Genomic DNA, 10391 nt, shown 5'->3' with positions numbered 1-10391 from the left:
GTGATGGCGTGTTCGATGCCGGGCAGGTTTTCCGGCTTCCACGGACGGCCGCCGGTGGCCACCAGGATTTTTTCGGCGGTGAAGGTCTGGTTCTTGCCGATGATCTCGACCGTATGGGCGTCCTTCAGAACGGCGCGGCCGTGGACCAGTTCGACACCCGCCTTGCCCAGGTTGGCGGCGTAGATGCCGGACAGGCGCGCGATCTCGACGTCCTTGGCCTCCAGGAAGGTCGGCCAGTCGAACCGGGCGTTGTCGAACGACCAGCCGTAGCCCTCGGCGATCTCCAGCGCGTGGCTGACCTCGGAGGCCATGACCATGAACTTCTTGGGCACGCAGCCGCGGATCACGCAGGTGCCGCCGACCCGGTATTCCTCAGCCACCGCGACCTTCTTGCCGCCCAGTGCGGTCAGGCGCGCCGCGCGGACCCCGCCGGAACCGGCGCCGATGACGAAGAGGTCGTAGTCGTAATCGGCCATCGGGCGCTCCGTTCAGACTCACAAAAACAGCGTCTGAATAGTATGAATCGTCAACAGCGTCTGAATAGTATGAATCGTCTGAAATCGGTTCCGGTCACGCCGGAGGCGAGGCGTGGGATTTAGGCGCCGGGACGCGCGGGGACAAGGCGGCGCCGCTTTATGCCATGTGTCGTCATCCCATTCACAGATCGTCATCCTCGGGCTCGACCCGAGGACCAGATGGCCCGCCGCATTGCGCATGGGGTGGCGCACAGACAGGCCCGCGCCTGATCCTCGGGTCGAGCCCGAGGATGACGGTTGTGTAGAGACTATGGCGTAAGGCTGATTTAGCCTGCGACGGTCAAGGCGTGAGGGTCTCGACCCCGCTGTCCGTGCCGATGATCGCCAGGTCGGCCAGGTCGAGGAACAGGCCGTGTTCGACCACGCCGGTGATCAGCTTCAGATCGTCGGCCAAGCGGACCGGATCGTGGATGGCCTTGCAACCTGCGTCGTAAATCAGATTGCCGCCGTCGGTACGGACCAGTCCACGATCCGCCTGACGGACGCGGGCGGGCTGATTGATGTCATGATCGATCAGGACGTCGGCGATGCGGTTGGCCGTGGTCTTGTGACCGAAGGCGACCACTTCGATCGGCAGGGGGAAGGTTCCCAGCACCGGCACCACCTTGGCGGCGTCGGCGATGACGATGCAGCGGCTGGACGCCTCCCACACCAGTTTCTCGCGCAGCAGGGCCGCGCCGCCGCCCTTGATCAAGGCCAGGCCGGGGCCGACCTCGTCGGCGCCGTCGACGGTCAGGTCGATGCGGGGCGTGTCTTCCAGCGTGGACAGGGTCAGGCCCAGTTCGCGCGCCAGGTCGGCGGTCTTTTCCGAGGTCGGGACGCAACGCAGACCCGACAGGCCGCGCGCCGCCAACGCCTTGACGAACCAGGCGGCGGTCGAGCCGGTGCCCAGGCCCACGACCATGCCGGCCTCGACATGGGCGGCGGCGGCTTCGCCGGCGTTCTTCTTTTGTATGTCGCTCATTTCTGCTTGGCGGCCTTGGCCGCGTCCTTCCTGGCTTTGGCCTTCACACGGAAGGCGGCGCCGGCGTCCGGCTTGAGGGTTTGGCGGGCGCGGCCGAAGGCCAGGGCGTCGGCGGGCACGTCGTCGGTGATGACCGAGCCGGAGGCGACGATGGCGCCGTCGCCGATCACGACCGGGGCGACCAGGCTGGAGTTCGAGCCGACGAAGGCCCCGGCGCCGACCTGGGTCCGGGCCTTGTTGAAGCCGTCGTAGTTACAGAAGATGGTTCCGGCGCCGATATTGGCCCCCGCACCGACCGATCCGTCGCCCAGATAGGCCAGGTGATTGGCCTTGGCCCCCTGGGCCATCTTCACATTCTTGATCTCGACGAAATTGCCGATCTTGACCCCTTCGGCCAGGTCCGCGCCGGGTCGCAGCCGGGCGTAGGGGCCGACCTCGGCGCCGGAGGCGACGCGGGCGCCCTCGACATGGCTGAAGCTGCGGATGCGGGCGCCGCCCTCGATCACGGCGCCAGGTCCGAAAACGACGAAGGGCTCGATGGTCGTGCCGCCGCCGACCTGGGTGTCCCAGGCGAAATGGACGGTGTCGGGCGCACTCATGGTCACGCCGGCGGCGAGGAAGGCGTCGCGCTGGACGCTCTGAAACAGGGCTTCGGCCTGGGCCAGTTCGGCCTGGGAGTTGACGCCCATGACGGCGTCCTCGGCCGCGAAGACGGCGCGGGTCGGATGGCCGGCCTTGCGGGCCAGTTCGACCACGTCGGTCAGATAGTATTCGCCCTTGGCGTTGTCGTTGCGGACATCCGCCAGCAGCGAGAACAGCAGGGCGGCGGGCGCCGCCATGACGCCGGAGTTGCAGGCGGTGATGGCAAGAACTTCGGCCGAGGCTTCCTTGGCCTCCGTGATGGCGGTCAAGGCGTCGCCGTCCAGAATCAACCGGCCATAGGCGCCGGGATCGCGCGCCTCGAAGCCGATCACGGTCACACCATCGACATTGAACACCGGTTCGATGTCGGCCGCCTTCAGCAGAGGCACGTCGCCATAGGTGACGACCACATCCCCGTCGAACCCGGCCAGGGCCTGTTCGGCGGCGCGGACGGCGTGGCCGGTGCCCAGGGGCGGGTCCTGAACGGCGATGGCGGCTTCGCCCAGTCGGGCGACCACATGGGCGCGGACCTCGGGCGAATGGGTTCCGACCACCACGATGATCTTCTGACAGCCCAGGGCCTGGGCGGCGTCGATGGCGTGGTCCAGCATGGCGCGGCCGCCGACCGGGTGCAGCACCTTGGGCAGGGGCGACTTCATCCGGGTGCCCTGGCCGGCGGCGAGAATGATGGCGGCGCGAGGGCGCGTCTGGCTGGTCATGAATCGTTCCGGCGTCTAGTCGTCTGTGGCCGTCTACAATGCGACGGCGCGCTTTAGAACCATCATCCGCCTCACGCCGTCATCCTCGGGCTTGACCCGAGGATCGAGCGCGGGCCGAGACCTATCGAGACTATCGTCGCACGAGCGGCGCAGCGTCCTATCCCCGGGTCAAGCCCGAGGATGACGAAGAAGGGTGAACCGAGACCATGACTGATCGCGACCTGGAAGGCTGGACCATCGCCTTCGACCTGGATGGGACCCTGGTCGATTCCGCGCCGGATCTGATTGGAACCCTGAACCGGCTGCTGGTCGAGGAGGGGTTGCCGCCCGTGCCGATGGAATCCGCCTCGACCCTGATCGGTTCGGGCGCGCGGGCGCTGCTGGTTCATGGATTCGAGGCCGCCGGAGCCTCGGTCGAACGGGCGCAATCGGACGAACTGTTCGAGCGGTTCCTGGTCGATTACGCCGCCCACATCGCCGACGGGTCGCAGCCGTTCGAAGGCGTGGTCGAGACTCTGGAGCGGCTGAGCGAACGCGGAGCGATCCTGGTCGTGGCGACCAACAAGCGGTCGGATCTGTCGGAATTGCTGCTGGAAAAGCTGGACCTGACCCGTCATTTCGCCGCCATCGTCGGGCCAGACCGGGTCAGCGCCCGCAAACCCTCGGGCGCACACCTGAAGGAGGCGGTCGTCAAGGCCGGCGGCGATCCCGAGCGAGCCATCATGGTCGGGGATGCGGCGCCGGACGCGGATGCAGCCAAGGACGCAGGCATGCCGTGCATCCTGGTCACCTTCGGCTTCACGCCCGTGCCGGTCGAGGACCTGGGCGCCGACGTGCTGATCGACGACTTCGAGGATGTCGAAGAGGCCATCGACGGCATCCTGTCGGACTTCTACGTCATGAAGGCGCTGAAATTCTGAGGGGCGCCGACAGGAAATCTGTCGGCTGAATGATCGCCGGAGCGGTTGCGGATCGACACGGCGATGGACAGATTGGCGCACCCCTGTTGAAAGCAACTTCATGCTCGCCAGATTTTCCAAGATCCCGCTGTGGCAGCGCACCGCCGCCGGCTTCGTCCTGGGCATCATCGCCGGGCTGATCCTGCGTGAACGGGCCGAGGTCTGGCTGCAGCCCATCGGCGACGTCTATCTGAACCTGATCCGTATGGTGGTGGCGCCCCTGGTGCTGTTCACCATCGCCAGCTCCATCGCCAAACTGGGCGAGGGGGCCGGGGCGGTGCGTCTGGGGGTGCGGACCATCGTCTGGTTCGCCATCACCTCGCTGCTGGCCGTGCTGGTCGGTTTCGCCTTCGGCCATATCATCAATCCGGGCGTGGGCCTGGCCAACCTGCCGCTGGGCGAGGTCAAGGACCGGGTGATCCCGACGCCGCTCGAAGTACTGATCGGCGTGGTGCCGACCAATCCGTTCGCGGCCCTGGCCGAGGGCAAGGTGCTGCAGATCATCTTCTTCTCGGCCCTGGTCGGGATGGCCCTGGTGGCGCTGGGCGACCGGGCCCAGGGCGTGCGGCGGTTGGTGGACGAAGGCGCGGCGGTCATTTTCCGCATTACGCGATGGGTGATCCAACTGACGCCCATCGGCGTGTTCGGCCTGATCGGTTCGGTCGTCGGCGGTTATGGCTGGGAAGCCCTGCTGCCCCTGCTGAAGTTCATCGGCGCCATCTATGCGGCCTGCCTGTTCCATATTCTGGTGGTCTATTCGGGCCTGCTGAAATTGCATGGGCTGAAGGTCACCAGCTTCTTTCGCGGCGCCTTCGCGGCCCAGCAGACGGCGTTTGCGACATCGTCCTCGTTGGGCACCCTGCCGATCACCCTGCGCCAGACGGTCGAACGGCTGGGCGTGCCCCAGGCCTATGCCGCCTTCGCCGTGCCTCTGGGCGCCAATGTGAAGATGGACGGGTGCGGGGCCATCTATCCGGCCATCGCCTCGATCTTCATCGCCCAGTATTTCCAGATCGACCTGACCCTGACCCAATATATCCTGATCGGCCTGACGGCGGTGCTGGGCTCATTGGGCACGGCGGGGGTGCCGGGAACCTCCATCGTCATGCTGACCCTGACCCTGTCCACGGCGGGCCTGCCGCTGGAAGGCATCGGCTATATCGTCGCCATCGACCGGATCATCGACATGATGCGCACGGCGACCAACGTGACCGGCCAGATGCTGGTGCCGGTGCTGGTGGCCAAGGAGGAGGGGATACTGAACGAGGACATCTACAACGGTCACGTCGCCTGGCTGCCCGGCGATCCGGACGCGGAGACGCCCGAGGCGGTCCGGGCTGCAGGAATCTGAAACGGACGCTTGCGCGGGGCGGGCGACCGGGCTATGTCGCCGCCTCCGCAAGGCATGGATGCGTAGCTCAGCGGGAGAGCACCTCGTTCACACCGAGGGGGTCACAGGTTCAATCCCTGTCGCATCCACCATCCTCCGTTCCCGATAGCCGCGTCGCCGCACGCAGCCGCTGATGGAAACGCCGATGCCCCAGGTCAATGACACCGTCCATATCCGCTTCTCGCTGAGAGGCCTGGGCGGTCCCTTCTGGCAGACCAACGCCACCGTCGCCTCGGTCAGCCAGGGCGTGGCCCTGCTGGACGGGCTGGACCGTCAGGTGCCGGCCGCCGTCAGCGAGCTGAAGCAGGCCGGCGCCAATCGCTGGACTTTGGACTGGGAAGTTCGAAGCCGGCCGTAAGCCGGCTGCCAAACCAATTGGGAGAATCAGACGTCCGGCACGTCCCGACCGGGGGGCACGTTGACGCCCATCGACTTCAGATAGGTCTTGATGTTGCGCGCGGCCTGACGGATGCGCTGCTCGTTCTCGACCAGGGCGATGCGGACAAAACCCTCGCCGTTTTCGCCGTAACCGACCCCCGCAGCGACCGCGACCTTGGCGTGGGTCAACAGTTGCTTTGAAAACTCCAGACTGCCCAGATGGGCCAGGGCCGGGGGCAGGGGCGCCCAGGCGAACATGGAGGCGGCGGGCTTGGGGATCTCCCAGCCGGCGCGGCCGAAACTGTCGACCAGAACGTCACGGCGACGATGATACAGGGCGCGGTTCTGCTCGACGATCTCCTGCGGCCCGTTCAGCGCGGCGACGGCGGCCGCCTGGATCGGGGTGTAGGCGCCGTAGTCGAGATAGGACTTCACCCGCGCCATGGCGGCGATCAGCTTGGGATTGCCGACCGCAAAGCCGATCCGCCAGCCGGCCATGCTGTAGGTCTTGCTCAGCGAGGTGAATTCGACCGCCACATCCTTGGCGCCCGGCACCTGCAGAATCGAGACGGTCGGCTTGCCGTCGTAATAGAGTTCCGAATAGGCCAGGTCGCTGATGATCCACAGATCGTTGGCCTTGGCGAAGGCGACGACCCGCTCATAGAAGGCCAGATCGACCGTCTCCGCCGTCGGATTGGACGGATAGTTCATCACCAGCACCTTGGGGCGCGGCACGGTGTAGGCCATGGCCCGTTCGAGGCTTTCGAAATAGCGCTCGTCCGGCGTGGTCGGCACGCTGCGGATCGCCGCCCCGGCGATGATGAAGCCGAAGGTGTGGATCGGATAAGACGGGTTGGGCGCCAGGACGACGTCGCCCGGCTCGGTGATGGCCGTGGCTAGGCTGGCCAGACCCTCCTTGGAGCCCATGGTGACGATCACCTCGGTGTCGGGATCCAGGTCGACGCCGAAACGGCGGGCGTAGTAGTTCGCCTGGGCGCGACGCAGGCCGGGAATGCCGCGCGACGCCGAATAGCCGTGGGCGTCGGGCTTGCGCGCCACTTCGCACAGCTTGTCGATGACGTGCGGCGGCGGCGGCAGATCGGGATTGCCCATGCCCAGGTCGATGACGTCCTCGCCTGCCGCGCGGGCGGTGGCGCGCATAGCATTGGTCTCCGCGATCACATACGGAGGCAGGCGTTTCATGCGGTAGAATTCTTCGGACATGTCGAACTTCGCAGGGGGCAGGAAAAGAGGGCGTCAGCGATGCCACCAATGGCGACGCTGCGATACCGAAAGATCATCTGTTTCCATGGTTTTTACGCCAAAAACATCTGATCGGGTGTCGGGCGGCGTCTGCTTCCGGCATGAACCGTGCGGTCAGGGCCTTATCTCAATCGGCGAAGCTGCGCGATTCCGGAGCGACGGCGTCGTGACGAACGGCGACGGCGGAGCCAAGGCTTGGTCCGGGACCGCGACGGCGGCGCACGTGGTCGGACAGACGCCGCACCTGGGCTTCAGCCACGCCGTCGCGATCCATCAACTGCCGCACCATGGGGTCGGCCAGAATCTCGTCCAGGGTCAGGTCATAGGGCCTCATGTCGCACCTCTGGTCCATCGTCTCGCCCCGACCCAGAAATGGGTGAGGGCAGGCCCGGCGCCAGAGTCGTTCTGTCGATGTCGTCGAAAATTCACGCCCCCGCTACATCGGTCCGAAACGAAAGGCGTCCGAGTCGCGGGACAGATCGACGAGAGGGTGCGACCGATGGCCCGGCGGGTGAACATCAAGAGCTCAGACGCGTTTTCACCACATGACACTCCTCGCCGATATTTTGATCGTCCTGCACCGCCTGACCAAGTTTCTGGCCCGCAAGGAGCGGCTTCTGTAGGCCCCTGTCAGCGGACGGAGCGATTTGGCGATTGCGTCGAGCGTGACGGACCGCCACTTTCCCCTCCAGACTATCGACCAGACGAGGACGCCCATGGCCCGCAAACCCAACTATAGCTTCGAACGTCAGGAACGTGACCGCGCGGCCGCAGCCAAGGCGGCGGAAAAGGCGGCCGCCAAGGCTGAGCGCAAGGCTGCCGAGGCGACCGAAAAGGCGCCGTCCGACGAGGACTGAGGCTGAACGGCAAAATCTATTCGTGTTTTCGTTGTTTGAGCGGCTGCAAAGTCCTATTCTTGCGCGATGACACGCTGGACCCCCGAAAGCTGGAGAACAAAGACCGCCCTGCACATGCCGGCGGACTATCCAGATCCTAAAGCCCTCGCCATCGTCGAGGACGAGTTGCGCGCCTTGCCGCCGCTCGTTTTCGCGGGCGAGGCGCGCCGCCTGACGTCGAAACTGGCCCAGGTGGAGCGCGGCGAGGCCTTCCTGCTACAGGGCGGGGATTGCGCCGAGAGCTTCAAGGAGTTCTCGACCGACAATATCCGCGACACCTTCCGCCTGATCCTGCAGATGGCGGTCGTCCTGACCTTCGCCGGGCGCAAGCCGGTCGTGAAGGTGGGTCGGATCGCCGGCCAGTTCGCCAAGCCGCGTTCGTCCCCGCTGGAAGAGATCGACGGCGTCGAACTGCCGAGCTATCGCGGCGACATCATCAACGGCATGGGCTTCACGCCTGAAGAACGCGCGCCTGATCCGCAACGGTTGATCCGCGCCTACAACCAGTCGGCCTCCACCCTGAACCTGCTGCGGGCCTTCGCCGGCGGCGGCTATGCCGACCTGTACAATATCCATCGCTGGACCCTGGGCTTCGCGGGCGACAACGCCGCCGGCGCCCAGTACCGCGAACTGGCCGACAAGATCACCGAGGCCCTGGCTTTCATGGAGGCGGTCGGCGTCACGCCCGAGACCCATCCGGACCTGAGCCGGGTCGAGGTCTTTACCAGCCATGAAGCCCTGCTGCTCAACGTCGAGAGCGCCTTGACGCGGCTGGACGGCGGTTCCGGCGAATGGTTCGACACCTCGGCCCATATGCTGTGGATCGGCGAGCGCACGCGTCAGCTGGACGGCGCCCATGTCGAGTTCATGAAGGGGATCAAGAACCCCATCGGCGTGAAGTGCGGACCGACCATGACGGCCGACGATCTGCTGCCTCTGATCGACGCCCTGAACCCGGACAACGTCTCGGGCCGCCTGACCCTGATCGGCCGTTTCGGCCACGACAAGGTCGGCGAGCGCCTGCCCAAGCTGATGCGCGAAGTGAAGGCCTCGGGCCGCAAGGTGATCTGGTCGATCGACCCGATGCACGGCAATACGCTGAAGGCCGGCAACGGCTACAAGACCCGGCCGTTCGACCGGATCCTGGGCGAGGTGCGGACCTTCATCGATGTGGCCGAGTCCGAGGGCGTCCACCCCGGCGGCGTCCACCTGGAAATGACCGGCCAGAACGTCACCGAATGCATCGGCGGCGCCCAGGCCGTGACCGAGGACGACCTGTCCAACCGCTATCACACCCACTGCGACCCGCGCCTGAACGCCGACCAGGCCCTGGAGCTGGCCTTCCTGGTGGCCGAGCGGTTGAAGTCGGGCCGGATCAGCCGGTCGGAAGCCGCCTGATCGACGGGAACAACGGGGCGACGAGGCCGATGGTCGCGTTCGCCTCGGCCCGGTCCGGCGTCTCGTCGTCGATGCCGACGCCGTTCATGTCGTTGCGCGTGGCCTGAACCACGATCCCGTCCGGGCGCGACAGGACGGTCACGCCCCGGAAATGCAGGCCGTAGTTCGCCTCTGGCTGGGGCGCGAGCCAGGCGATCTGACCGCGCACCGGAATCAGCTCCTTGTCTTCGAACAGGGCCCGGGCGCCGTATCCAGTGCAGTTGACGACGATCTTTTCGGACAAGGTCGTCAGATCCGCCGGCGTGTTGAAGGTGCGGGTCTCGATCCGTCCGCCATGGGCCAGGAACTCAGCCTCCAACCGGTGCGCCAGTTCAGCGACGTTGAACTGCATGGCGCTAACCATTCGGGTCTCCCCGACCGGGAACGGCGACGCCGAGGCGGGGAGGGGGATAGATCGCGGCGCCAGCCCGTCCAGCCTGTATTCGGCGAAGCGGATCGGTTTTACGCCCGGCGCGGTGCGGATCGGCGGCGGTTCGGCCGTACGCGACAGGTCCGCGCCGCCGGACAGCATGTAACGGTCGCTGAAGACGACCGGGTCGCCTTCTGTGCCCAGATAGGTCTGGTGGGTCGCATAGGTCTCGCGCGCCATCTGCTCCCACAAGGCCGGGAAGTCGGGCCCGACATGGTCGGCGTCGGCGATTCGGCTGTCCGGCGTCCAACTGCCCGTGGCGCGCATCGATCGGGTGAAGGCGGCGCGTTCACGCGCATAGATGGTCACCCGAGCGCCCATCCGCTGAAGCTGAAGCGCCGAGGTCAGGCCCAGAGCGCCGCTGCCGATCACGGCGATGACAGGCGGCCCTCCCGCTAGGCCGGCCAAAGCCATGGCCTTGCGCGCCACGATGGCGCTGGAGCCCCAGGACAGCGACCAGCCGCTGCCGCCATGGCCGTAGTTGTGAACCACCTTGGTGTCGCCGACCGTTTCCGCGTCCAGGCGGGGGCCGGTCGGGCGGAAGGGACGGGTGCAGACGGTGATGCGGATGATCCGCTCGGGCGCCATCAGGATCGGCGCGATCCGGCGCGGTGCAAAGCCCGTCACGGGCGCCGCCGGCGTCACGGCGCAGCCCGCCACGGTTCCTGCCAGGCCGGTCAGCACAGCCCGACGACTGGCGATCGAGACAACGGACATGAGGCCTCCGAGGGGGTGGGAGCAATCAGGCTAGCGCGACCACAGGCCGTTCGATAGCGG

Annotated in this window: 11 protein-coding genes and 1 tRNA gene; 6 read left to right on the top strand and 6 right to left on the bottom strand. The window is 66.4% G+C overall.

Annotation, left to right across the window (positions count from 1 at the left end; translation table 11 throughout):
* From Q7J26_RS02060 to glmU, 3 genes are all read right to left on the bottom strand, one after another.
* Positions 1–476, bottom strand: a 476-nt coding sequence (locus tag Q7J26_RS02060; protein ID WP_304934854.1) for an FAD-dependent oxidoreductase, incomplete at its 3' end; no start/stop codon positions are given.
* Positions 477–816: 340 nt separating this feature from the next.
* Positions 817–1500, bottom strand: coding sequence for a ribose-5-phosphate isomerase RpiA (gene rpiA, locus Q7J26_RS02055; protein WP_304934853.1), 684 nt, complete (start codon positions 1498–1500; stop codon positions 817–819).
* Positions 1497–2861 (bottom strand): bifunctional UDP-N-acetylglucosamine diphosphorylase/glucosamine-1-phosphate N-acetyltransferase GlmU, encoded by a 1365-nt coding sequence (glmU, locus tag Q7J26_RS02050; protein ID WP_304934852.1) that lies wholly within the window; start codon positions 2859–2861, stop codon positions 1497–1499. Before glmU ends, rpiA begins: the two co-directional genes overlap by 4 nt.
* A gap of 206 nt (positions 2862–3067) precedes the next feature.
* On the opposite strand from glmU, the gene Q7J26_RS02045 reads away from it, so the two are divergent.
* The 4 genes from Q7J26_RS02045 (at position 3068) to Q7J26_RS02030 (ending at position 5568) form a co-directional block, all read left to right on the top strand.
* A complete protein-coding gene (locus Q7J26_RS02045) occupies positions 3068–3781 on the top strand; it encodes an HAD-IA family hydrolase (protein WP_304934851.1) in 714 nt (237 codons plus the stop codon).
* Between the two features lie 100 nt (positions 3782–3881).
* Positions 3882–5171, top strand: coding sequence for a dicarboxylate/amino acid:cation symporter (locus Q7J26_RS02040; protein ID WP_304934850.1), 1290 nt, complete (start codon positions 3882–3884; stop codon positions 5169–5171).
* Positions 5172–5227: 56 nt separating this feature from the next.
* A tRNA-Val gene (locus Q7J26_RS02035) sits at positions 5228–5302 on the top strand.
* A 53-nt stretch (positions 5303–5355) separates the two neighbouring features.
* Positions 5356–5568 (top strand): hypothetical protein, encoded by a 213-nt coding sequence (locus Q7J26_RS02030; protein ID WP_304934849.1) that lies wholly within the window; start codon positions 5356–5358, stop codon positions 5566–5568.
* A 26-nt stretch (positions 5569–5594) separates the two neighbouring features.
* Here Q7J26_RS02030 and Q7J26_RS02025 read toward each other — a convergent pair whose 3' ends face one another.
* Positions 5595–6812 carry an LL-diaminopimelate aminotransferase gene (locus Q7J26_RS02025; protein WP_304934848.1) on the bottom strand — a complete coding sequence of 406 codons (1218 nt, stop codon included), beginning with the start codon at positions 6810–6812 and terminating at the stop codon, positions 5595–5597.
* A gap of 166 nt (positions 6813–6978) precedes the next feature.
* Entirely contained in the window at positions 6979–7185 is a 207-nt protein-coding gene (locus tag Q7J26_RS02020; protein WP_304934847.1) for a hypothetical protein, read from the bottom strand.
* Between the two features lie 382 nt (positions 7186–7567).
* On the opposite strand from Q7J26_RS02020, the gene Q7J26_RS02015 reads away from it, so the two are divergent.
* Both Q7J26_RS02015 and Q7J26_RS02010 read left to right on the top strand, forming a co-directional pair.
* On the top strand, positions 7568–7708 hold the full coding sequence (locus Q7J26_RS02015; RefSeq protein ID WP_304934846.1) for a hypothetical protein: 141 nt from the start codon (positions 7568–7570) through the stop codon (positions 7706–7708).
* A 66-nt stretch (positions 7709–7774) separates the two neighbouring features.
* Positions 7775–9145, top strand: a complete 1371-nt coding sequence (locus Q7J26_RS02010) for a class II 3-deoxy-7-phosphoheptulonate synthase (RefSeq protein WP_304934845.1) — start codon at positions 7775–7777, stop codon at positions 9143–9145.
* On the opposite strand, the gene Q7J26_RS02005 is transcribed toward Q7J26_RS02010, so the two are convergent.
* Positions 9123–10331, bottom strand: coding sequence for an FAD-dependent oxidoreductase (locus tag Q7J26_RS02005; RefSeq protein WP_304934844.1), 1209 nt, complete (start codon positions 10329–10331; stop codon positions 9123–9125). The two genes, Q7J26_RS02010 and Q7J26_RS02005, sit on opposite strands and share 23 nt — an antisense overlap.
* Positions 10332–10391: the final 60 nt, after the last annotated feature.

This window comes from Brevundimonas sp. (genome assembly GCF_030656255.1).
In the GTDB taxonomy this organism is placed as follows: domain Bacteria; phylum Pseudomonadota; class Alphaproteobacteria; order Caulobacterales; family Caulobacteraceae; genus Brevundimonas.
The sequence above is the reverse complement of the archived record's forward strand: the minus strand, read 5'-3'. Positions and strand labels throughout refer to the sequence as shown.

Coding starts and splice junctions, on each gene's coding strand:
- Q7J26_RS02015 (WP_304934846.1), top strand. CDS start 7,568: ATGGCCCGCAAACCCAACTATAGCTTCGAACGTCAGGAACGTGACCGC.
- Q7J26_RS02025 (WP_304934848.1), bottom strand. CDS start 6,812: ATGTCCGAAGAATTCTACCGCATGAAACGCCTGCCTCCGTATGTGATC.
- Q7J26_RS02040 (WP_304934850.1), top strand. CDS start 3,882: ATGCTCGCCAGATTTTCCAAGATCCCGCTGTGGCAGCGCACCGCCGCC.
- Q7J26_RS02005 (WP_304934844.1), bottom strand. CDS start 10,331: ATGTCCGTTGTCTCGATCGCCAGTCGTCGGGCTGTGCTGACCGGCCTG.
- Q7J26_RS02010 (WP_304934845.1), top strand. CDS start 7,775: ATGACACGCTGGACCCCCGAAAGCTGGAGAACAAAGACCGCCCTGCAC.
- Q7J26_RS02030 (WP_304934849.1), top strand. CDS start 5,356: ATGCCCCAGGTCAATGACACCGTCCATATCCGCTTCTCGCTGAGAGGC.
- Q7J26_RS02020 (WP_304934847.1), bottom strand. CDS start 7,185: ATGAGGCCCTATGACCTGACCCTGGACGAGATTCTGGCCGACCCCATG.
- glmU (WP_304934852.1), bottom strand. CDS start 2,861: ATGACCAGCCAGACGCGCCCTCGCGCCGCCATCATTCTCGCCGCCGGC.
- Q7J26_RS02045 (WP_304934851.1), top strand. CDS start 3,068: ATGACTGATCGCGACCTGGAAGGCTGGACCATCGCCTTCGACCTGGAT.
- rpiA (WP_304934853.1), bottom strand. CDS start 1,500: ATGAGCGACATACAAAAGAAGAACGCCGGCGAAGCCGCCGCCGCCCAT.